This window comes from uncultured Methanobrevibacter sp., from assembly GCF_900314615.1.
Lineage (GTDB): Archaea > Methanobacteriota > Methanobacteria > Methanobacteriales > Methanobacteriaceae > Methanocatella.
Map to the genome: position 1 here is coordinate 1 of NZ_OMWA01000003.1, position 21,209 is coordinate 21,209.

Consider the following 21,209-nt stretch of genomic DNA (forward strand, 5'->3'; position numbering starts at 1 on the left):
TCTAAACTCGTTCGACTTGCATGGCTTAATCGAATCCCAATAGCAGTAGCATCTGCCAGGATCAAACAGAATTGAACACATAACAGAACATAATAATATTAATAAGTATTATGAAGTACGCTAAAAATATAGACGAGTATACACTAAATTTGAAACAAATTAATTTGTAACTAATTCACCACATCTACAAAACCAACATCATACTTGAGAAAATTCAAGTACTCACTAAAGTATAGCTACATGTGGAAAAGCAGTCATCATAGTCATAATTGTTTATACAATAAAACTTAGACCAACGCCATAAAACATATAGCACATCTATTAGACAGACAAATTTTAGTAACAAAATCAATTAAAAAATATTGCAATAATATTTCAATACAAATAAATAAAAATATATATCCTCAATTACGAATAATACTTAAAATTTTATATGTATTTTAGTGAAAAAAGAAAATAAAAAATATTAAAATTAAAATTTTTAAAACCTGAAAAAAATCAAAACAAAAAATACTCATCAGAGAAAATAATAAAAAAAGAAAGAACAATGAATATGCCCTAGAAAATATCAAGAAATTAAGTAACTACTATATAAATATAACTATAATTATATGATTAATCCAATTTTTTTTGAATTACAGAAATTATTCTTGTTAAACTTCTATGCATTTTAATTCCATATTGTTCAATAATTTCAAAGCCAACTTCATCTGCAATCGGTTTTAAATCTACATAATGAGGACTGGCCATGCACAGGTATGCATCATCTTTCATATTATCATAAATAGATTTGAAGAATTCTTTGAAAATATCGTTTCCTTCAATGTCTCCGGTGGATGTTGAAATTCCATAAGGAGGATCAGTAACAACAGCCGCTACCTTTTCATACATCTTAAGTTCACGAACATCAAGATTGAATGTTCTGTAATCAGTAATGCCATAATAATCCAAATTAATAGCAGTTCCGTTTTTCATTTTCCAATAGATATCTGAACCGACTACCTTACATCCTATAAGACCTGCTTCAATAAGAATCCCACCGGTTCCGCAAAACGGATCAAGCAATAATTGCCCCTCCTTGACTCTTGAGAGATTAACCATACATCTTGCAAGTTTCGGACTCATTGATCCTGGATAAAAAAATGGTCTTTTATGGGGTTTGCTTTCCTGAAAATGTTTTTTATTCAATTTGATTTTTTCAATTGCCACATACACATCATTTTCAAAAGCGACTATACGGACCAATGAATGAGGATCTCTTAACTTGACTTTTATATCGTCATGATTTTCCAAAATTAATGAACCGATTTTTCTTTCGGTTGCAACAGTGTCAATTTCTGAGTGAAATCTTTTAACACGAACGGCAAAAGTTTCACTAATATAAAACGGCCAGTCAATAGCTGAAATATCTTCATCCAATGTATCTGCAGATGATTTTGTAATTATTTCATGAACTTCATGAGTATATCCCAATCTTTTTGTTAGAATTGCATAGTATTCATTAATTTTATCAGAAGGAATATTTTTCAAAATTACTAATCCTTCACAGATGACATCCACATCAGCTTCTATATTTTCACATTCCATAACTGCCCTAAGTTCTGCCTGAGGCAACTGAGGATGTTCCTGAGATTGTATACACAATAATTCCATTATAATACCTCTGAATATAAAAAAAATTATTTTTTAAATTTATCAAAATGTCTTCTTATTACAGTTTCACTTGAATCATCGATTTGGTCCACTTGTTCAGGTTCATCTTGATAAGCTTTCTCTTCCTCTTGAGGAGGATAGATTTTAGGTTCATAATTCTGATAGTATTCATCATCACTTTGAGAATAATCGGCCCTTGATTCATTATAACTAGGTTCATTTGAAAAATGCCTTGAAGCTTCCTCATAAACACTGTCGTTTGAATTGTTCACGGCACGGTTCATAGTACTTTCAAACTCTCCCCCATAAGGTTCATATTCATATTTTTTGTGAGAACTTTCCTGAAAACTAAACTCTTCAGGATAATATTCATATTCTCTAGGTTTATAAGCGATTCTCTCACGATTGATTGGAGTAATAGGCTCATACTCATCATAATATTCATCTTCAACAAACTCATTCTGCTGATTCATTGGAGAATAACCTCTAGGAGCATTATGATTATTTATGTAATTTCTTGGAGGCTCCTGGAAATTCCTATATCCCATCATATGAGAGAAGATAATGTCTTCCACTTTGGAAGGTTCAGAAATATTTTCCAGTTTAATCTGATTATTATCATATGCACTATATGCTGAAACTGTTCCGACATTAAATACTCTTGCAAAAACACTTTGAGAAGTATTAATATCCTGAATGGTTGAATAAGGCATATAGTTTTTCTTAGTGGATAACAATCCGGATTTAATTATGATTCTGCTATCAGTTAATGTATACTCCATGGAATACCACTTTAAAAGCTGCCAGATAATGTAAAGCACCACAACAAGGATAATGACAAAAAATCCTATAGCAGTATATCTGGTTAAGGGCAACTGAATATGTGATATCAGATAAACTTGCAACTTGCCTATGAACTGAATTACCATAGGAGATACGAAAAAAATAATGGCTAATAAAACAACACCAAAAATTGCTTTTTTGCAACCTAAAAACATATTAGGTTTTGTTTTATAAAGAACTCTCTCATTAGCTCTTTCATCATTTTTACTAAATAACATAATTATACATTGAATTTACTTTTAAATAAAGTTTTAGAAAAAAAGATTTAAAAAAGAAAAATAAGTCTCAGCTCGCCCATCATTCATCACTATTCAGAGCTCATAGGGTTCATCATAGACTTATTTTTCAAATATATGCAGTGAATATAATTAACCGAACATTACGCCGGCTTCAGTATTGTAAAGTTCTTCTTCACTAGTCTTGCTCATGACTTTTTCGATTGCATCCATAAAGTCATCAACAGTGATCTTATCACGTTTTTCACGAATAGCAAACATACCTGCTTCAGTACATACAGCTTTCAAATCTGCACCAGATAGTCCATCAGTCAAATCTGCTAACAGGTCAACGTCTGCTTCTTCTTCAAATGACATGTTTTTAGTATGGATTTTAAGAATTTCTTTTCTTCCGTCGATATTAGGAAGAGGAACTTCAATAAATCTGTCGAAACGTCCAGGACGCAGTAATGCAGGATCAAGAATATCCGGCCTGTTAGTAGCTCCGATAATTCCGATATCTCCTCTTGATTCAAATCCGTCAAGTTCAGCAAGTAACTGCATTAAAGTCCTTTGGACTTCTCTGTCCCCACTGGTGGAACTTTTAAGTCTTTTAGCTGCAACAGCATCAAGTTCATCAATGAATATGATTGCAGGTGCTTTTTCTTTAGCCAGTTCGAATACTTCACGAACAAGTCTTGCACCTTCACCGATGTACTTTTTAACAAATTCAGATGCAACGATTTTAATGAATGTTGCATTGGTTTCATTTGCTACAGCTTTTGCAAGCAAAGTCTTACCGGTTCCAGGAGGACCGTATAACAATATTCCTTTTGGAGGTTCAATACCTACTTTTTCGAATAATTCCGGTTCAGTTAACGGAAGTTCTACAGTTTCTTTAACTTCCACAATCTGCTCTTCTAAACCGCCAATTTTATCATAAGTAATATCAGGTTTTGTTTCTATTTCCATACCAGAAACATTTGCATCTTTTTCAGAAGGCAATACCTCGACTATACCGAAAGTCTGTTGATTAAGTGCTACTCTTGAACCAGGCACTAATAATTTTTCATCTAAGAATTTTGAATAATTAACCAGAAAACTTGGTCCGGTGCTACTTTTAACAGTCATTCTGTTATCATCTAAAACTTCAGTAATTGTAGCTAATACTAAAGGAGGTGATCTAAATCTATCTACTTCAGAACGTAAAGATTTAGTTTCTCTTTCTAATCTAATCTTTTCATTTTCTATTAGGACTTTATCCTTTTCTAATTTCCTAACTTTCCACATTAAGTTACTTTTAGCTTTGGATTTTTCTTCTCTTAAAGAATCTATCTCTTCTTGTAAAGATTCTACTTTTTCGATTAATTGTTCTTTTGAAGAATTTTCCAAATCATCAAAATCATCCATGTGAATCATCTCCAGTTAGTTAATAATTTCATACATCATGTTACTTTAATAACAATTTGTAATTTTAAAGTATTTAAAGGTATTCATTTTAGGGCATACTAACAAAATATTACAGTTATTTTCAAAAAATTATATTGAAATTGTTTTCATTGAAAAATTGCTTAAAAAAGGATTTTTGCTTCAAATAATTATTAAAATTGATTATATATTATATAAACATGAAATAACTGTTAAACAAAAAATAATGCAGTAATAGCCGGATAATCAGCATATTCTTAAAATTTATCGGCCATGTAATTTTCATATAATCATACATTAATTTGGTAAAGTACTATAATAAGAAATTCCATATAATATAATAAGAAAAATATAAAGGAAACTGATTAATATGGAATGTGAAATTTGCGGTAAACCAGTACCAGAACATAATCCAATACGAGCTAAAATTGAAGGATCAGTTATGATTGTTTGTAAAGAATGTTCAAAGCTTGGAAAGATTCAAAAAGCACCACCTAAACCAAAATTTGTGCAGCAAAAAAACAAACAGCAAAAGAATAAACCTAAGAGAAATTATTCTAGAAATGATGAACCTTCCGAAGAGCTGATTGAAGATTTCGATTTTGCAATTAGAAAAGCCAGAGAATCTAGAGATTGGTCTCGTGAAGTTTTAGGAAAAAAAATCAATGAAAGGGTTTCAGTCATAACCAGAATTGAAACCGGAAAAATGACACCTGATATAAAATTAACAAAAAAATTAGAAAAAGCATTGGACATTAAGCTGCTTGAAAAAGTAGACAATGTTGATTTGAACCAATTTATAAACAGCTCATCAGGTGAACGTACACTTGGAAATATTATGAAAATAAAAAGGAAATAGTTATTTTTTAAGATAACTATTTAATTTTTCATTTTTTACATATCTGTCTTTTCCCTGAATTTTATAATCAATCATACCCTCGTTTTTAGCCTTATTAGAATGATAACCTTTAAAATCATCAGCAGTATCGAGCATATTTTTTAACTGATTATAACCATCATATTCATCACTAACTACAACAACGTGAGCAGGAGGATGAATCTTTTTTATCTGTAAAATACTTAATGTAGTATCTTCCTTAACGAAAAATGCAGTAGCAACATTTGATTTGGTTTTAAGAGTAGCATTAAGAATTTTTTCCACCAATGAATCGGCAAAATTAGAATCAATAACTTTAGGTTTTGTTACCAGATTTATGTTAGCATGTCTCTCCATATCAGCAATTGCACTAAGTAATTTTGAATTGTTTTCTCCCCTAACTAAAATTAAAGCCATAATAATCACCAAATAAAAAAAAGAAGTAAAAGGTGGAAATCACCTATTTTGGAAAGATTTTAACAATCTGCTTCTAAATACAACCAGCAGAATTAAAATAATACCTACCGCAGTTTGAATACTGCCCAGAATGTTTAAGATGTTACCGTCGATAGGTAAATCCCATGCAGGAGATGATCTGTCTCCAGGTAAAGCATTATAATAAACACCAACTGCTTTAGAACCTTGTTTTACATTAATATCCTTAGGTTCAACATGATCAACACCCATTAAAAGACCATTGTTAATACCTCTGTTAATGGAACCTGCAATAGCAGATGCATCATATCCGTTTTTAGCAACTGATGCTTCTACAATTTCTTTGGTAGTTGCAGCCAGACCGGATTTGTCACTTCCATAAACCGATACACTGACCGCATTAGGGCTGACCGTCAATGCATCACCTAAAGCCTGATATGCATACACGGTTTTAAGGTTTCCATCACATACCGGACATTTGTCATAACCTTCAGAAGCCGGATATCCTACACTCCATCCGCAGTCTTCACAGACTTTAGAATATTCCTCATCCATAGGATAACCCGTTTCGTTCATGTCTTTAGGAGTGAACATGTCTCCGGTAGATATTCCTGAGACGAGATTTACTCCACCCCCACCGTATTTTTCTCCAGAGTCATTAGCTACTTCACCTAAAGCTTCTGAAAGAATAGTGGTTGCAGGATAACCGTCCCTAATCATTTTTCCAATGTTCATTGCAGTTTCTTTTCTTACGGAATCTGCAGTACCGTACATAGGGTTACCATTAGTATTCCTCAAGTGAATAATAGCTCCTTTCTGACCAGGTTGCAGAGTAGCTATACCACTGTTATACGGAGTAACCTTAATAGTATTGGATGCATCTTCAACAGTAATAACATAAGCATCAAAAGACCCACCAATTGCAGCACCGATATTCGGACCTCCGACAAGAAGACGAGCCCCATCATAAGCAGAAGCAACTGCCGCTGCAGAAGCTGCTGATGCATTATTTTCTAAAGTAGCAACAGCATCTACAATAGAATCCAGCCTTGTATCTGAACTACCGGTACCCCCGGAGAGTACAGCAAACTGATTATTCTTTGACATTAAAAATGTAGACTGGAACATGTTCTCCGCAAAGGACATACTTCCTGCGGCCGCACCGTTAGGATCTTGGCCTGTAGGGTCAGTGATTACAATAATGTTACAAGTTGCAGCAACACTGCTCATAGTCATTAAAAATACAATTAAAAAAACTATTGACATCTTGGCACTTTTTGATTTCATCAACGACCCCTCGTTTTATTCTCTAATTCAACAGACGAAAAGTCTTCTATAACTGTAACTGTAACGACTCCAGTATTTTTATCAACTTGAACATCTGCCGCAGTAATAGGCATTACAGATGTACCTGGAACCGTCGATTGTACTGCGAATTCCTGAGCCGTCTGCAGCGCGTCTTGGAGCGATACCTCCCTCTTGGAAGTTTTTAATATATCTCCATAAATTACACTACCATCCCTAAAACCAGCCTGCATCACATTTGCTCTGATTGTATCAACAGGAACAATATCATTTCCTTTAACGATAATACCTGAAATTGGAATACCGTCATTCATTTCATCAGAGGATGCAAAAGCCACATAAGTGATTAAACGGCCACAAAGAATCAAAATAAACGCAAGTAATAAAATAATTAATGTGTCTCTTCTAATCTTTATAAACATGTTTATATCCTCATAATCATATTATTCTCAATCAAGAATAAATTATACATTTATTATATTAAGTTAATATAATATTTAAATTTATATAATGTCCTGTAAAAGTGACTCTGCGGGATCCATTCCCTGAGCTCCAATTAATAGAATAACATCATTTTTATCTGCTTTTTTATAAGTATCAGCTAAACACTGTTTTAACTCATCATAATGAATAAATTCAATATTGTTTTCTTTTAATGTGTTGAAAAATACATCTTTTTCCTCACTTTCAACAACGTTTAACTCATTTACAACATCCCTGCTTGAGGATAAAATCAGCTGAATATTTTCATCCATTGATTCAACAACAGCATCAACATTTAACTGATTGATTTCAACACCTCTTGAACCTCTAATGGCGCAGACTACATACAGTGTCTGATTTGGAGGAAGCAATTTTTTTGTCTCTGAAATTGTTGCTTTTATTCCATCTGGGTTATGTGCAAAATCATCCAAAATTAGAGGAGCATCACAAATCTTTGCAAAACGTCTGTTTAATGCCTTATATGATTTCACACCATTGACAATAACATCCATATCCAGACCTAATGATATTGCTGCACCCATGGCAGATAAAATATTCTGAATAAAATGAGCGCTTTTAAAAGGAAGTTCACTGTTTGTCAGAACGCTTTCTCCTTTATATATAATGTCGCTGCCGTTAAAGTAAACTGAATTTTCGCCTTCAATTTCACACATTGATGTATAGAACGGATTTTCAGCATCCAGTTTCATGACAAGCTCATCATCATGATTCAATACGCAAACGCCATCACCGATAGCTTTTGGAACCGCCTTAATTTCTTCAAAGACTTCTTCTATTGAATTTATAAGTCCGATATGATCCATGGCAATATTTGTGATTACGCCCACTTTAGGACTTACCGCTTCAGACATTAATGCAGCATGATTTTTCATGAGACTGCCTAACCATCCCTGAACTTCAGAGACTTCAATTACAAGATAATCCAATTCACCATTTTCAATTACTTCATCTGAAATTAATTTGGACACCATAGGATCAATGAGTGTATTAAATTCTGATTCACTGTCAGTATTTGTTAAAACATGATATCCTGCAGAATTCAATATATGATAAATTAAATGTGAGGTAGTGGACTTGCCGTTAGTTCCGGTAATTACAATATTTGTTGAATTTGGAGAATATTTCTCAATAGTATGAGAAAGTGCATAAGCATTTGCAAGTTCTATCTTATCAACAATAATCAACGGAAAATTAAGCTTTTCAGCCATTTGACATGCTCCGTCTTTAGGGTTTTGGGTGATTAAACAGGCAATATTTTTCCGAAATGCTATTTCAATACCTGTTGCATCAATCCAATGCCTTATAACTATATCCCCCGTATGAGCATCATTTAAAAAAGTAAATTTTCCAGTAAATCCATCAATAGAGAAAAAATCAACATTACCGATTAATTTTCCTTCAATATCTCTAGCCAAATCTTGAATATCCATAAAAATCACCAAAAAAAAATAAAATTAGAATAAGAACATCTTAGCTAAGATGCCTATAACACATAATAATACGGTAGTTCCCCAGTAAGTAAGTACAATTTTTACTTCGGACATACCATAATGATTTAAAGTATGATGTAGCGGTTCTACAGGCAGTTTAATAATATGTGCCCTGTGAAGTAAACTGACGATAACTGACAGGATTGGAACACCTAAAGCCAAAACTCCGAAAAATGGAATATCTCCTACCAGTACTGCTGCAGCATAACCTGTTCCCAGTACAAATGAACCTGTATCTCCCATAAATATTTTAGCAGGATATTTGTTGAATACTAAAAATCCTAAACATAATGCTGTCAATATTAAAAATGGAGGAACGATAGTTTGAGGACCAAAGAAATCGCCGTAAAAAGCACATGCCAGTGATGCAATTCCCACAATACCTGCAGCCAGACCATCCATACCGTCAATCAAGTTAACTGAATTAATACATCCTAAAATTGCTATTACAACAACAGGAATAGCCAATATACCTAAAGTAAATCCACCTAATGTAGTGACTGCACCAGTCAGTCCCAGACATAAACCTAAAACTATCTGACATATGATTTTTTCAAGTTCTTCAGGTTCTGTTTTGATTGGAACTTCACCGATTACTTTAACTTTACCTGCATCAAGCAAATCATCAACTTCAGCTTTTGCTTTTGGTGTAGCAACACGAACCTCTTCATCAGGCTGAACTTCCAACCTGCCAAGAGTAATTACTTCATCAGAAACGTTAACAACAATTTTCTGTATTTCTTTAACTTTAAGACCAATCAAATCGTCAACAAGACCTACAATTCCTCCCGCAAGCATTATATATGACACTATAAGAATGTGATTGTTCTGATAATACAATGCTATAATTAAAGAAATTGCAAATAAGAATGCAATACCGCCCATTGTAGGAGTACCGCTCTTATGTCTATGTTCACTAACAATTGGATTGTCTGCAATCCTTGCTTGAAGCAATATTCTTTTTACATACCATGTAAAGAATATTGAAGCGCATAATGTTACTAAAAAAAGAATTAACATTTCCGTATTATTCATCTTACCACACACAAAAATTTCTAATCATTGAAGATATTTATTCATAATAGTATATAATTATAACTTATACTGATTGTTTAAGTTAATTTTTCAACCAAATCTTCAAGCTCTTTTTTAGAATTAGCTCTTGCTGTGATTCTCTGATAGCCTTCAGGACCATGAACAACAAAATCATTATAATCAAATGATTTTACAGGTTCATTTGGAGACGGACCTTCATAATTGCCTATAGGAATTTCTGTAGAATGATAATATTTTAATTTATCTGAAATGTTTGCAAGACTGAATTCGCCGATTGCCATATTAATCAATTCGCATAATGAATTAACACCACATGTTGCGGTTGTAAGATATCTTGTACCGTTAGGACGGGTATTGACTTCAATAGCATACAGCTGATCCCTTTCAGGACAGTACATGAAATCCATCTCAAAGATTCCGTCAGAATCAAGGTTTCGAGCAACTTTATATGCAGTATGCTGAACCAGATTGTTGTCAAGACCTTCAACCATACATGGACCTGTTTTAACCTTATTTAGAGGATGTGTGCCTTCAATTGTAGTTTCGCCCTTATAAATTGGAGGCAGTGCAACATATTCACCGTCAAATCCAAGTACTTCAATTGATATTTCAGACCCTTCAATAAACTCTTCGCAAAGTGCCTGGTCGAACTTGTCAAAGTACTCATTAACGTCTTCGATTGAATTTGCAACCTTAATGTCTTTTCCGCCCTGTCCTTCACCCTGTTTTAATACAACAGGAAAATCAAGTTCCAGCTCATCAGGACTGTTTAAGATTTGATAATTTGGAGTTGCAACATTAATTTCTGAGTAAAATTCCTTGGTTTTAATTTTATTTGAAGTCAGTTCAACTGCACGTACACCCGCTGCAACGACAGGAATGCCATATTCATTTTCAACTTCCTCCTTCATATATGCAACATCTATAAGCGGAGGGTCAATTCCAATCAGAGGAACTATTGCATCTACATTCTGCATCAGTGCGACCTGTTTCGGACCGTCCATTCCGCGAGGAACGATAAATACCTGGTCAGGCAAATCCAAATTAACAGCTTCCTCATTTGATTCTGTAAGTACACTTTCTATACCTTTCTCTTTAACATACCAGTCGATGTCATCGTATAATCTTGATCCAATAAATAAAATTTTCATAATATAATCCCTTTTAAAATGTTTACAAATTCACAGGCGGCTTTTTCAACTTTTGGTGTCGGTTCATCTGCATAATCCATGGATTCAGGTTCAATACCGACGAAAATTATTTTAAAGTCTGTGTCCTGTTCGAGATATCGTACAAAAAATGACAGAGACATTGAATGAGTTGAAATACCAATGTTTGCAAAATCATCTTTATCGACAATTTTCATATCTCCCGCTTCACCATCCATGAGACATGCATCCACTATAATCAGGTGGCTTGGATTTTCTTTTCGGATTTTGCCTGTAAAGTTTTCAGGAACTGTCTGAGCATCAATGAACATAATTCTGTCATCATCTTCAATATTTTCTTTTTTCAGTTCTTTAATTATGTATGGTCCGATACCGTCATCGCATTTAAGCTCGTTACCAACGCCCAGTACAATTAATTTTTCGAAATTTTCCAAAAAAGATTTCAACTGCAATTCAAATGACATTTATATGCACCTTTATAGAATATCTGTTTCGATACTCTCAATTCCATTTCCCATTATATATTTTAGTTTTACAATTATTAAATCATTGGCTTTTACATTGGTCTCTTTAACCGGAACCATTAAAGGCGGATTAAACATAGGTGTTGGTCCTGCAATGAGGTTATCATTTAATTTTGTGAATGTTGTGATTTTAATTCCATTAATCCTTGCACTTTTTGCTGCTTTAAATTCTATTTCCGCATCAAATTCAGGATTGATATCATCGAGAAAATCAAATTGGGAGTAAATTACAGGCCTTGAGATAACTTCATATTTTGCATTTTCATCCCAGTGAAGATATTCCCTTTCCATAAAAACAAGCTCGGCGGAATTGATAACTCCCTGTGGAATGATTTTACCATCTTCTTTCAAATATTTTTTAGCATGATTGAGGATTGGAACTTCCTCTTCATCAATCAGGGCTGTATCCATCATCTCGCAAACGATCAAATCAGCTTTCCGGTCAAAATCATATTCTAAAACATCACTGTTGACTACATTGACATTTTTAAAATCTGAAAGATTTTCTTTTGCACAGTTAAATGTGCTTCTGTCTACTTCAACAGCTGTAATCTCTTTAAAATATTCGCTTAAAAAATAAGATAAGACTCCACTACCACATCCCAAATCAAAAGCCAAATCAGCATTTGTATCATTGTCTTTTATGGCCTGATAAAAGGCCGCCAATCTGTCTGAATCCTTAAGCAGGTCAAAATGGTAAGGAGTAGTTTTGAATTTCATGAGAACTTAATGATGGTGGTGTGCATGACTGTGAGAGTGGTCCGGTTCATTAAATTCTTCACCGTTTGCAGTACTTGTGAGTTTAACGTGTTCGACACCTTTGAGTCTCATAATCCTTTCAGTTAAATCACGGATTTCTGCAATATCACCATTTACGACAATAATTTCCATACAATATTTGTCGGTCATGTGAATGTGCATACTGGTATTGATTTCATTTCTGAAGCTGTGCTGAATATCTGCTAGGCTTTCCATAACACCAGTGTAATGATGATCATAGATAACTGTTATAATACCAATTCTTTGACCTTCCATAGAGTTCATCCATTGGTATCTTACAATATAATCCTGAAGTGCATCCCGAATTCCTTTTGAACGTGACTGATATCCCCTTTCTCGTAATACTTCGTCAAAATCTGCTAATAACTTTTTAGGTAATGACATACTTATTCTCATCATAAAAACACATCGATTTACATATTGTTAATAAATATTATATTTTAAAAATATATAAATGTTATGATAAATATGAAAAAAAATATTACTTTTTTATATCATAACGTATTATCCAACCAGAAGATAATATTCCCCATCTTCTTTAGTGATGGATTTTAAAAGCCCTTTATTTTGCAGAGACAATATGATATGATACATTCTAAAATTAGTGAGTTTTAAATCCCCATATAATAAATGGCCTTCTAAAATATACTTGGAAACAAGATTTTTATCATCAACCAAATCCCGAATCAGTTTATATGATTCCTTTTCCTTCATGTTCAATTCCAGCTCTTCCAAATCCTGTTTGGAATTAACCGTATTAATTTCTTTTTCATGTTCAGACAGGCTAGCTTTATTGTCTTTAAAAACAACCAAATCTTTGTCCTGAAGCTCCTCTAAAATCTCAACTAAATCATATTCGTGAAATCCCAGTTCCTTTCTTAAAACAGAGGTAGGAACTCCGTCAGGATACTCTATATTAAATATTTTAATCTGGTCGAGAACAACCTGTTCTTTTTTAGTAATGGTAATCATATAATCAATTCTAATAGTTTTATAATAATATTTTTTAATTTAATATTACTTAATGTTTATGATAACTGCATTTCGTTTTCCAGTGCCTTAGCTTCCTGGCGGTTTTTCTCGGCATTTTCTTCGGGAGTCAAGTCATAAGGTCTTGTGAAAAATAAATCCATATCATTTACAACCTGGCAAATTGACATATGGAGAAGTTCTTTAAGAGCTAGGCTTTTCTGAACTCTGTTCAATGATTCATCTGTGTAAATCCTATCATGGTCCTGCTTATACTCCTGACGAATTTTTTCAGGGTCCAAATCATTTTGAAGTTTTGATTCCTCATACTCTTCGGTAAGCATTAAAAAGCTGATCAGTTCTTCCTTTTCATCTGCAAAGTCATTTTCCTCATCAGCAATAACCCTGTGGAAATACTGATAGACAGACTGGAAAACATCCCTTGAAACGTTGCCGTTAAGGATATTTTCTATAAATAAATCAAAAGCCTCTGAAATATAGTATTTGCCGTTTTCCACTTTGGTTGAAAATACCAGCTCATTTTCAACATTAGCTACATATTGAACAATAACAATTTCCCTGCCTTTTTCAAATGTATTAGTGTTGAATTTGGTGTTTTTTAATTTATAATCAGCATTGGTTTTTAAAGCATTTTCAATTTCTTCAATTTCCTCTTTTGAAATCTCCATAAATCTTTCATCCATTGAAACATCTCCACTATTAATTAGTTATATTTTATTAATTATAAATTTTATAAAGTTAATCATGAATGCTGAAGACATATTAACAGAACTTAAAGAATTATCTCCAAATGATAAAATTACAAAATCAGAACTGATGGTGATACTTAAAAAATATGCCCGTATCATCTCTGTAAACGATTTGATGCTGGCTACAGCACGAATGAGAAAAGACGGAGAATATGTTCAGGCAAATTACCGTGAAAAATACCTTAAAGTCTATATAAAATATTTTATAATGCGCATGAAGGAAGTTAAAGAAAAAGAGGATTATGTAGATACTCCAATAGATAAAAAAGCATTTGACGAATCATTTCCTATGCTTAAGAGAACCTTTGAAAAGGAAAGGCTTGGAAATGCCGATGATGACAAGTTCCCGTTAATATATGTAATTACAGCACTTTACACCACATTCATTTTAGAAGAACCGATTCATCCAGTTGGAAGTGAATTTCCAGGAAGTTTGTTTGTGGAAGAGAAAAATGGAGAATTTTTCTGTCCGGTTAAGGAAAACCAAAAGGACAATGTCAATGCTATCTGCCATTTATGCCTTGCAGAACAGACCCCTAACATTTAGGTGATAAGATGAGAATATGTCTTTACGGATCAGGAAGCCCGGATATTGATGAGATTTATACAGATGAAGCTTACAGATTAGGAAGTGAAATTGCAAAAAGAGGCCACAGCCTTGTTTTTGGCGGAGGAGATACTGGAATGATGGGAGCATGTGCAAAAGGCGTTCGTGACAATGACGGGAAAAGTTTAGGAATAGCTCCGCCATGGATTGGAAACTTTGAACCTTTATGTGATGACTGCAGCGAATTTATATATGTCGACTCAATGGATGAGCGAAAAAACAAATTTGTGGAAAATTCAGACGCATTCATAATATCTCCAGGAGGAATAGGCACCCTGGATGAATTTTTCGAAATCATAACCCTCAAAAAACTAAAACAGCACGATAAGGAAATTATAGTATTCAACATCTCAGGTTTCTTTGATACAATGCTTAAAATGATTGATGAGATGAGTGAAAAAGGTTTTCTCTACAAACAGGAGCACATATTTAAAGTAGCTTACAGCATAGAGGAGATATTTGAAATTTTGGAATGAAATTAAAAGTGATTTCAATGATAAGTGATAGTGAAGCTTTACAGATTGCTCAAAAAATAGAAAATGCCGGTAATATCGATATTAAAAAAACCATTGAAAAAGCAGCTACTGCAGGATATCTTGGAGAAGAACATTTCTACTGCACAGTTATTGAAGAAGGCGGAATGACACATATGGTTCCTGAAATTTTCGGTGACAGATACAAATCCATGAAGCTGGACAATCTTTATTTTGACATCATCTCCAAAGCCCTTGACCATGATGGAATTTACATTTCACTCGGCTACTGCGCAGCCAATATGATGATTCCGGACAGCGAATGCAGTGAAATAATCGAATATGACGACTATGATTTGGATGATGATGAACTGGAATATCTTGTGGAATATGCACTGATTACAGCTGATGAGGTTAAAAAATTCAGAGTTTATGCTGAAGAAGGAATTGCTGCTCATGAGAGAACTGAAGATGTCGGATTAATGATAAACATTATAGATGGAGAATATAAAGCCTATTTTGCACTTCGCTCAACAGACCAGTGCATGTCAAGCTTCAGAGTTCTTCCGTTAGGTGTTGATTATCAAAAGGAACACCCGTTATCACTTAAAAATCCGATCAATAAAATATTAATTGAAATGATCAGCAAAACTGTTGTTTTAAAATAATGATTTTCAAAAAAAATCAATGACTGAACATTGAACTTTTTCAGATACTTTTTCCCAGATTATATGCCTCATCAGGGTATTTTGAGAATTTGGTCATTGATGGAGTTCCGCAGCCATAACCTAAAACCCTTCCGCAGTCGGTTAAATTGAGATAGCGAAGCAATGTATCATAATGAGATTGCAAAGCGTCAAATGTCCAGTCATCACTGTTATATGCAACTGTCAGAAGTGCTGACTTCATATGTTTCTGCTGAATTGAAAAGTTTCTGGAGCAGAATCTGTCAACAAGTATTTTTAGCTGTGCAGACATTCCGTAATAATACAAAGGAGTTACGAAAACCATCATGTCAGCATCGATAATTTTTTCTCGGATTTCATCCATATCATCACTTAAGATGCATTCTCCTTCATAACCGCAGTGCACACATCCTATGCAGGGAGAAATATCCGCATGGGCAGCATCTATCTCTTCGACGCTGTGGCCTGCTTCGAGGGCTCCTTTTGTGAAATTTTCAGCCAACATATTTGATGAACCATTTTTGTTGGGACTTCCTTTCAAAACTACTATTTTCATATCTAAAACCTCTTTATATAGATTTAAATAATCCAAAATATATATCATTTATTACCTATTAAAAGGAGATTAAAAAATGAAAAGCAAATCAATAATCCTGGCATTAGCTGTTCTCATAATGGCATGCAGCATTACAGCTATTTCAGCAGAAAGTGCAAGTGTAGGAGACTACACTTTTGAAATTCCGGACGACTATAAATCAACCGACATTACAGACACCCAGGCAACCCTGGAAAAAGATGACACCCATGCGATTGTTGTCATATTTGCAGACAGTGTTTCAAGCAGTGATGATGCAAAAGCAAACCTTGAATCAAAAGGATATACATTTATAGGTCAGAACAGCTATGATGCAAACGGTTACTCCGTTAATCAGCAAAATTTTGAAAAAGACAGCCTTACAGTATACAGCTATGATTTCGAAATGAAAGACGGCAAATACTGTGTTATAACATATACCATCCCAAGCAGTGAACAGCCTGGAGAAAACGATGACAATCCAGTTACTGACATTATTAAAAGTTTAAAATAACCTTTTAAAGGTTATTTTTTTCTATTTTTTACATATTTTTTCAAAACTCTCATTTCAAAGAATAGAATATTGACCTGACTATTATAATTAGACAGCAGATACTTATTGCAACAGGATAACCTGACAATGCAACAATCACACCAACAACAAATAATATTAACGGAATAATCATACCATTTTTAATGTTTAGTGCATTTATCAAGTTTTCATCATCAGGATTCACTTTAATTAAAGTTCTGGCCATCAGATAATGTATAATATTTATGCAATTAAAAGTGCAATTCATCTCCGGCTTAAAGAAGCCGAAGAATTCTTGCACAACAATGTTAAAGCAAGACATTTTGAAATTTAATATGAATTAACAAATTACAGTAAAATAATTTAAATAACCATTAAATTATAAAATGATGTTCAAATTACAATATGAAAACAATTTAATCATTTTATAACTAAAAAATACATTAAACTCAATATTAATAGAAATAAAAACTTTAAATCTTTAAATACTACAAAAATCAATATACTCTCAGAGTCTCATCATATTGAGGTGATTAAATGAAGATTTATTTTAAATATACTATAAAAATAAATTGGATAATTCACTCAATTTCACCACATTATTTAATTGGAGGTTCCTTTAATGGATATAACAATATCCATAACTATTGATGGAAAATTAGATTTAAAATTTAGCTTAAATTTAATTTTTTTGATAATACATGGTTATCTTAACATCATAAGTTAAAAAAAAATAAGAGCCTCCTCTCGTTTAGATATCTGAAAAAACCATTATTTTACAGTTAAAAAATAGTTAGCCCTATTTAGAGACTCCTTAATCAAAATAGTCACTTCATTTATCTAAACATTTAAATAGTATTAACATTAATAGTATTATAAGAAGTCAAAACTTCTTTAAATAATGTGGTTAATCAATATCAGGGCTAATATTGTAGAACATTGTTCTACAATTGATATTGATTACAATAACTAATTTTTTCCATATTGCAATTGAAATTCTCAATAATTAATATTATTTCCCAAGTTCATCTAAAATTGGGATTGTAAACCTGCAAATAGAACTAATTTATAGCTTCTTTTGAACTACCACTTAACATAATCAAAAATACCCATTGAGTTTGAAATTAAAAATTAAGATATTTAAGAAAAAAAATAGTGCAAATTATGAGAAAAATCAATTAAAAATAAGAAAAAAAGAATAAGCTAAAAGCTTATTTATTGATTGAGTTGATAGCGCTTTGTGCACCTTGTTTTACAAAACCGCTTTCATCATCCAAGAGTTTTTCGAGTGCAGGAATAGCTTTTTCATCACCTAAGTTTCCTAAAGCCCAAGCAGCTGCTCCTCTTACTCTCCAGTCTTCATCTTCTAAAGTTTCAATTAACGGGTCAACAGCAGGTTCACCCATACGTGAGACTGCGGTGGATGCTTCTCTTCTAACAAGTTTGTTATTGTCATGCATTGTTTCAATTAATGCAGGAATTGCTTTTGGATTATTTATTGCACCTAATAAAGTTGCTGCATTTAATCTGATTTGTTTTTTCCTGCTGGATAATGCTTCAATTAATGGGTCTAAAGCTTCATCAGCTCTTAATTCTAATTCACCAACTGCATCTTCAACAACAAAGTCATCTTTATCATTTAATAGCTCAATTAATTCATCGATACTTCTTTCCATTTCAATCCCTCTTTTTCAATAAGGTATTTAACTACTTTTAATTATGTAATTACTATAATTTATAGTTAGTATAATATAAAAGTATTTCGATAGTATACGAACAAAATTTTATGTTAAAACAAAATTGCTATATAATGATAATTTCAAAACTATTAATATATTAAAAATTTTTCAAGTGAAATAATGTATAATATTGCAATCATAAGTGGAGACGGAATAGGCAGAGAAGTAATGGGTGCATGCGAATATTTGCTGGACAAACTGGATTTGGATTTCAGTTTTAAATATGGTGAAGCCGGTTTTGATTGTTTCAACAATAACGGAACAACATTACCTGATGAAACCGTTAAAATAGCAAAAAACAGTGATGCTGTGCTTTTCGGAGCATCAACATCAACACCAGGTCAGCCTAGCCCCATTATAAATCTGAGAAAAGAACTGAACGTATATGCAAATATCAGACCAATAAAATCATATAAAGGCGTTAACTGCATTCGTGACGATATTGATTTTGTTATAGTTAGAGAAAACACCGAAGGACTCTACTCCCAGGTCGAATACGGCGACAGCGAAAAGATGATGGCTGAAAGAATAATAACCAGAAAAGCATCTGAGAGAATTTCAAAAGCAGCATTCAATTTATGCATTAAAAGAGGCCAGAGCAAAGTTACATGCGTTCACAAAAGCAATGTCCTGAAAAAGACTGACGGAGTATTTAAAGAAAGTTTCTACAAAATTGCAAAGAATTATCCGCAAATTCAAACTGAAGATTATTATGTTGATGCAATGGCAATGTATCTGGTCACACAGCCTCAAAACTTTGACGTTATAGTATCAAGCAATCTCTTTGGAGACATATTATCCGATGAAAGTGCAGGACTTGTAGGAGGCCTTGGACTTGCACCGTCAGGAAATATTGGAGATTATAACGGTTTATTCGAACCGGTTCACGGATCAGCACCTGATATTGCAGGCAAAAACATTGCAAATCCTTGTTCAATGATACTGTCCGCTTCCATGATGCTTGACTACCTTGGAGAATGGGAAATCTCAAACAGCATCAAAAATGCCGTTGAAAAAGTGATTGCCGAGTGCAAAATCAGAACTCCAGATCTGGGAGGAGATTCATCAACAATGGATGTGACAAAAGCTATTGTAAGGGAGTTAATATAAATGTTAAACATTACAACTTTTTTAGATGCAAATTCAAAACGCCTGGACAAGGACGTGCTGTATAACCCTACTACAGGAAATAAATACAATTCCCATGAACTGCTGTCAATCGTTTCTGAAATCGGACGTAATTTAAAAGATTTAGGAATAAGCAAAGGAGACCGTGTTATAATTTATTTAAATAACTCTGAAGAATATCTGCTTTCACTTTTTGCAATATGGAGAATAGGTGCAATAGCCATTCCGACAAACAGAATAATGACTGCGGTTGAACTTGACTATCTCGCAGATGACTCAAAAGCCAAATTAATGATTACAGACAATGAAGGAAAAGATCTGATTGACATTGACACATACATCCCGGAAAATATTTCCGAATATAAAGACTGTGAAGTTTTGGATGCTGAAAATACAGATTGGGATGATTTATGTCAGCTGCAATATACCTCAGGAACCACCGGCCAGCCTAAAGGAGCAATGCTCACACATGGAAACTATTTCACTGCAATACACAACGAATGTGATGTGCTTACTTTAAAACAGGACGACGTATTTTTAGGAATTTATCCGATGGCTCATGTAGGCCTATCCTGGGCGATTTCAGCCTTAAGAGCAGCGGCTTATTACATTTTAATAGAACAGTTCAATATCGAGGAATACCTTGAGTTATGTGAAAAGGAAAAGGTTACGGTACTGACAGGAATGCCTCCAGTAATACATTCCCTAACAACAATGGATGCCCGTAAGCATTTAAGAACCGTTCGTGAAATCATCTCAGGAGGAGGTCCTCTTCACAAAAAAATCTGGAAGGATTTCCACCAGACATATCAGATTCCTATCATTAACGCTTACGGACTGTCTGAAACAATCGTAATCGGAACAGGAACAGTTATAAGACCTGAAGATTACTGGGAAGCTGACCGTTTTGAAAGTGTAGGTCATCCAGTGTGCTTTTCAGAAGTCAAAATTGTTGATGAAACAGACTCTTCAAAGATTTTACCACAATACGAACAGGGTGAAATTGCTCTTAGAGGCCCTGCTGTTGCAAAAGGATACTGGGGAAATGAAGAAAAAACAAAATCATCATTTTTAGATGACGGATGGTTTTTAACAGGTGATGTCGGTTATCTTGATGAGGACAATCGTCTGTTTATTACCGACCGTAAAAAGGACATGATTGTAATGAGCGGATGGAAAATCTATCCGACAGAAGTGGAGGAAGTACTGATAAAATATCCTGCTGTAAAAGAAATAGCCATTTTCAGCATTAACGATTGCCACAGGGGAGAATTGCCTGTAGCAGCAGTTGTCTGGGAAAATGACGCAGATGAAGAAGGACTAATCAGCTATGCACGTGAAAACTTATCCAGATATAAAGTTCCAAGAAAAATATTTACACTTGATGAGCTTCCAAGAGTAAACGGTTGGAAACTGCTTCGAAGAGAACTTAGAGAAATGTTTAAGGAGTAA

The 21,209-nt window shown here is 33.6% G+C and carries 24 protein-coding genes; 7 read left to right on the forward strand and 17 right to left on the reverse strand.

Going from position 1 to position 21,209, the window contains the following annotated elements; all coding sequences use genetic code 11:
• Positions 1 to 615: 615 nt before the first annotated feature.
• The 3 genes from QZN33_RS01120 to QZN33_RS01130 all read right to left on the reverse strand — a co-directional run bounded on the left by QZN33_RS01120 (position 616) and on the right by QZN33_RS01130 (position 4,121).
• Positions 616 to 1,653: a TIGR01177 family methyltransferase gene (locus tag QZN33_RS01120; RefSeq protein WP_296788654.1), complete on the reverse strand. Its 1,038-nt coding sequence runs from the start codon at positions 1,651 to 1,653 to the stop codon at positions 616 to 618.
• A 26-nt stretch (positions 1,654 to 1,679) separates the two neighbouring features.
• Positions 1,680 to 2,714: a PH domain-containing protein gene (locus QZN33_RS01125; protein ID WP_296788659.1), complete on the reverse strand. Its 1,035-nt coding sequence runs from the start codon at positions 2,712 to 2,714 to the stop codon at positions 1,680 to 1,682.
• Between the two features lie 150 nt (positions 2,715 to 2,864).
• Positions 2,865 to 4,121, reverse strand: coding sequence for a proteasome-activating nucleotidase (locus tag QZN33_RS01130; RefSeq protein ID WP_394347039.1), 1,257 nt, complete (start codon positions 4,119 to 4,121; stop codon positions 2,865 to 2,867).
• A 388-nt stretch (positions 4,122 to 4,509) separates the two neighbouring features.
• On the opposite strand from QZN33_RS01130, the gene QZN33_RS01135 reads away from it, so the two are divergent.
• Positions 4,510 to 4,998, forward strand: coding sequence for a multiprotein bridging factor aMBF1 (locus tag QZN33_RS01135; protein ID WP_296788661.1), 489 nt, complete (start codon positions 4,510 to 4,512; stop codon positions 4,996 to 4,998).
• Here QZN33_RS01135 and QZN33_RS01140 read toward each other — a convergent pair whose 3' ends face one another.
• The 11 genes from QZN33_RS01140 to QZN33_RS01190 form a co-directional block, all read right to left on the reverse strand.
• On the reverse strand, positions 4,999 to 5,433 hold the full coding sequence (locus QZN33_RS01140) for a DUF356 domain-containing protein (RefSeq protein ID WP_296788663.1): 435 nt from the start codon (positions 5,431 to 5,433) through the stop codon (positions 4,999 to 5,001).
• A gap of 39 nt (positions 5,434 to 5,472) precedes the next feature.
• On the reverse strand, positions 5,473 to 6,738 hold the full coding sequence (locus QZN33_RS01145) for a hypothetical protein (protein ID WP_296788664.1): 1,266 nt from the start codon (positions 6,736 to 6,738) through the stop codon (positions 5,473 to 5,475).
• On the reverse strand, positions 6,738 to 7,178 hold the full coding sequence (locus QZN33_RS01150; RefSeq protein ID WP_296788666.1) for a hypothetical protein: 441 nt from the start codon (positions 7,176 to 7,178) through the stop codon (positions 6,738 to 6,740). The genes QZN33_RS01145 and QZN33_RS01150 overlap by 1 nt, the downstream gene beginning before the upstream one ends.
• A gap of 81 nt (positions 7,179 to 7,259) precedes the next feature.
• Positions 7,260 to 8,690 (reverse strand): Mur ligase family protein, encoded by a 1,431-nt coding sequence (locus tag QZN33_RS01155; protein WP_296788668.1) that lies wholly within the window; start codon positions 8,688 to 8,690, stop codon positions 7,260 to 7,262.
• A 24-nt stretch (positions 8,691 to 8,714) separates the two neighbouring features.
• Positions 8,715 to 9,797 carry a glycosyltransferase family 4 protein gene (locus QZN33_RS01160; protein ID WP_296788671.1) on the reverse strand — a complete coding sequence of 361 codons (1,083 nt, stop codon included), beginning with the start codon at positions 9,795 to 9,797 and terminating at the stop codon, positions 8,715 to 8,717.
• A gap of 65 nt (positions 9,798 to 9,862) precedes the next feature.
• Positions 9,863 to 10,957: an acetyl-CoA carboxylase biotin carboxylase subunit family protein gene (locus tag QZN33_RS01165; RefSeq protein WP_296788674.1), complete on the reverse strand. Its 1,095-nt coding sequence runs from the start codon at positions 10,955 to 10,957 to the stop codon at positions 9,863 to 9,865.
• On the reverse strand, positions 10,954 to 11,382 hold the full coding sequence (gene hycI, locus QZN33_RS01170; protein ID WP_342764128.1) for a hydrogenase maturation peptidase HycI: 429 nt from the start codon (positions 11,380 to 11,382) through the stop codon (positions 10,954 to 10,956). The genes QZN33_RS01165 and hycI overlap by 4 nt, the downstream gene beginning before the upstream one ends.
• Before the next feature lie 69 nt (positions 11,383 to 11,451).
• Complete coding sequence (locus QZN33_RS01175; RefSeq protein ID WP_296788679.1) at positions 11,452 to 12,219, reverse strand: methyltransferase domain-containing protein; 768 nt, start codon at positions 12,217 to 12,219, stop codon at positions 11,452 to 11,454.
• A 6-nt stretch (positions 12,220 to 12,225) separates the two neighbouring features.
• Positions 12,226 to 12,678: a nickel-responsive transcriptional regulator NikR gene (nikR, locus tag QZN33_RS01180; protein WP_296788682.1), complete on the reverse strand. Its 453-nt coding sequence runs from the start codon at positions 12,676 to 12,678 to the stop codon at positions 12,226 to 12,228.
• 105 nt (positions 12,679 to 12,783) lie between these two features.
• Positions 12,784 to 13,251, reverse strand: coding sequence for a hypothetical protein (locus QZN33_RS01185; protein WP_296788685.1), 468 nt, complete (start codon positions 13,249 to 13,251; stop codon positions 12,784 to 12,786).
• Positions 13,252 to 13,307: 56 nt separating this feature from the next.
• Positions 13,308 to 13,952 carry a hypothetical protein gene (locus QZN33_RS01190; protein WP_296788687.1) on the reverse strand — a complete coding sequence of 215 codons (645 nt, stop codon included), beginning with the start codon at positions 13,950 to 13,952 and terminating at the stop codon, positions 13,308 to 13,310.
• Positions 13,953 to 14,013: 61 nt separating this feature from the next.
• Between QZN33_RS01190 and QZN33_RS01195 the strand changes: the two genes are divergently transcribed.
• The 3 genes from QZN33_RS01195 to QZN33_RS01205 are packed head-to-tail and all read left to right on the forward strand — an operon-like array spanning position 14,014 to position 15,766.
• Positions 14,014 to 14,565, forward strand: a complete 552-nt coding sequence (locus QZN33_RS01195) for a DUF2115 domain-containing protein (protein WP_296788689.1) — start codon at positions 14,014 to 14,016, stop codon at positions 14,563 to 14,565.
• Positions 14,566 to 14,573: 8 nt separating this feature from the next.
• Positions 14,574 to 15,101: a TIGR00730 family Rossman fold protein gene (locus tag QZN33_RS01200; RefSeq protein ID WP_296788692.1), complete on the forward strand. Its 528-nt coding sequence runs from the start codon at positions 14,574 to 14,576 to the stop codon at positions 15,099 to 15,101.
• A 17-nt stretch (positions 15,102 to 15,118) separates the two neighbouring features.
• The gene (locus QZN33_RS01205; RefSeq protein ID WP_296788695.1) at positions 15,119 to 15,766 is read left to right on the forward strand and encodes a hypothetical protein; all 648 of its coding nucleotides are present in this window, start codon (positions 15,119 to 15,121) and stop codon (positions 15,764 to 15,766) included.
• A gap of 40 nt (positions 15,767 to 15,806) precedes the next feature.
• On the opposite strand, the gene QZN33_RS01210 is transcribed toward QZN33_RS01205, so the two are convergent.
• The gene (locus tag QZN33_RS01210; RefSeq protein WP_296788698.1) at positions 15,807 to 16,340 is read right to left on the reverse strand and encodes a flavodoxin family protein; all 534 of its coding nucleotides are present in this window, start codon (positions 16,338 to 16,340) and stop codon (positions 15,807 to 15,809) included.
• Positions 16,341 to 16,416: 76 nt separating this feature from the next.
• Between QZN33_RS01210 and QZN33_RS01215 the strand changes: the two genes are divergently transcribed.
• Positions 16,417 to 16,872 carry a hypothetical protein gene (locus QZN33_RS01215; RefSeq protein WP_296788701.1) on the forward strand — a complete coding sequence of 152 codons (456 nt, stop codon included), beginning with the start codon at positions 16,417 to 16,419 and terminating at the stop codon, positions 16,870 to 16,872.
• Positions 16,873 to 16,921: 49 nt separating this feature from the next.
• On the opposite strand, the gene QZN33_RS01220 is transcribed toward QZN33_RS01215, so the two are convergent.
• Positions 16,922 to 17,116, reverse strand: a complete 195-nt coding sequence (locus QZN33_RS01220; RefSeq protein ID WP_296788704.1) for a hypothetical protein — start codon at positions 17,114 to 17,116, stop codon at positions 16,922 to 16,924.
• A 985-nt stretch (positions 17,117 to 18,101) separates the two neighbouring features.
• Complete coding sequence (locus QZN33_RS01225) at positions 18,102 to 18,566, reverse strand: HEAT repeat domain-containing protein (protein WP_296788707.1); 465 nt, start codon at positions 18,564 to 18,566, stop codon at positions 18,102 to 18,104.
• A gap of 183 nt (positions 18,567 to 18,749) precedes the next feature.
• Between QZN33_RS01225 and aksF the strand changes: the two genes are divergently transcribed.
• Both aksF and QZN33_RS01235 read left to right on the forward strand, forming a co-directional pair.
• Positions 18,750 to 19,739, forward strand: a complete 990-nt coding sequence (gene aksF, locus QZN33_RS01230) for a homoisocitrate dehydrogenase (protein WP_296788711.1) — start codon at positions 18,750 to 18,752, stop codon at positions 19,737 to 19,739.
• A complete protein-coding gene (locus QZN33_RS01235; RefSeq protein WP_296788713.1) occupies positions 19,740 to 21,209 on the forward strand; it encodes a class I adenylate-forming enzyme family protein in 1,470 nt (489 codons plus the stop codon).

Bases quoted from the DNA above. Each gene is read 5' to 3' on its own strand.
- QZN33_RS01120 (WP_296788654.1), bottom strand. From the start codon at position 1,653: ATGGAATTATTGTGTATACAATCTCAGGAACATCCTCAGTTGCCTCAG.
- QZN33_RS01125 (WP_296788659.1), bottom strand. From the start codon at position 2,714: ATGTTATTTAGTAAAAATGATGAAAGAGCTAATGAGAGAGTTCTTTAT.
- QZN33_RS01130 (WP_394347039.1), bottom strand. From the start codon at position 4,121: ATGGATGATTTTGATGATTTGGAAAATTCTTCAAAAGAACAATTAATC.
- QZN33_RS01135 (WP_296788661.1), top strand. From the start codon at position 4,510: ATGGAATGTGAAATTTGCGGTAAACCAGTACCAGAACATAATCCAATA.
- QZN33_RS01140 (WP_296788663.1), bottom strand. From the start codon at position 5,433: ATGGCTTTAATTTTAGTTAGGGGAGAAAACAATTCAAAATTACTTAGT.
- QZN33_RS01145 (WP_296788664.1), bottom strand. From the start codon at position 6,738: ATGAAATCAAAAAGTGCCAAGATGTCAATAGTTTTTTTAATTGTATTT.
- QZN33_RS01150 (WP_296788666.1), bottom strand. From the start codon at position 7,178: ATGTTTATAAAGATTAGAAGAGACACATTAATTATTTTATTACTTGCG.
- QZN33_RS01155 (WP_296788668.1), bottom strand. From the start codon at position 8,690: ATGGATATTCAAGATTTGGCTAGAGATATTGAAGGAAAATTAATCGGT.
- QZN33_RS01165 (WP_296788674.1), bottom strand. From the start codon at position 10,957: ATGAAAATTTTATTTATTGGATCAAGATTATACGATGACATCGACTGG.
- QZN33_RS01175 (WP_296788679.1), bottom strand. From the start codon at position 12,219: ATGAAATTCAAAACTACTCCTTACCATTTTGACCTGCTTAAGGATTCA.
- nikR (WP_296788682.1), bottom strand. From the start codon at position 12,678: ATGATGAGAATAAGTATGTCATTACCTAAAAAGTTATTAGCAGATTTT.
- QZN33_RS01185 (WP_296788685.1), bottom strand. From the start codon at position 13,251: ATGATTACCATTACTAAAAAAGAACAGGTTGTTCTCGACCAGATTAAA.
- QZN33_RS01190 (WP_296788687.1), bottom strand. From the start codon at position 13,952: ATGGATGAAAGATTTATGGAGATTTCAAAAGAGGAAATTGAAGAAATT.
- QZN33_RS01195 (WP_296788689.1), top strand. From the start codon at position 14,014: ATGAATGCTGAAGACATATTAACAGAACTTAAAGAATTATCTCCAAAT.
- QZN33_RS01200 (WP_296788692.1), top strand. From the start codon at position 14,574: ATGAGAATATGTCTTTACGGATCAGGAAGCCCGGATATTGATGAGATT.
- QZN33_RS01205 (WP_296788695.1), top strand. From the start codon at position 15,119: ATGATAAGTGATAGTGAAGCTTTACAGATTGCTCAAAAAATAGAAAAT.
- QZN33_RS01210 (WP_296788698.1), bottom strand. From the start codon at position 16,340: ATGAAAATAGTAGTTTTGAAAGGAAGTCCCAACAAAAATGGTTCATCA.
- QZN33_RS01215 (WP_296788701.1), top strand. From the start codon at position 16,417: ATGAAAAGCAAATCAATAATCCTGGCATTAGCTGTTCTCATAATGGCA.
- QZN33_RS01220 (WP_296788704.1), bottom strand. From the start codon at position 17,116: ATGGCCAGAACTTTAATTAAAGTGAATCCTGATGATGAAAACTTGATA.
- QZN33_RS01225 (WP_296788707.1), bottom strand. From the start codon at position 18,566: ATGGAAAGAAGTATCGATGAATTAATTGAGCTATTAAATGATAAAGAT.
- aksF (WP_296788711.1), top strand. From the start codon at position 18,750: ATGTATAATATTGCAATCATAAGTGGAGACGGAATAGGCAGAGAAGTA.
- QZN33_RS01235 (WP_296788713.1), top strand. From the start codon at position 19,740: ATGTTAAACATTACAACTTTTTTAGATGCAAATTCAAAACGCCTGGAC.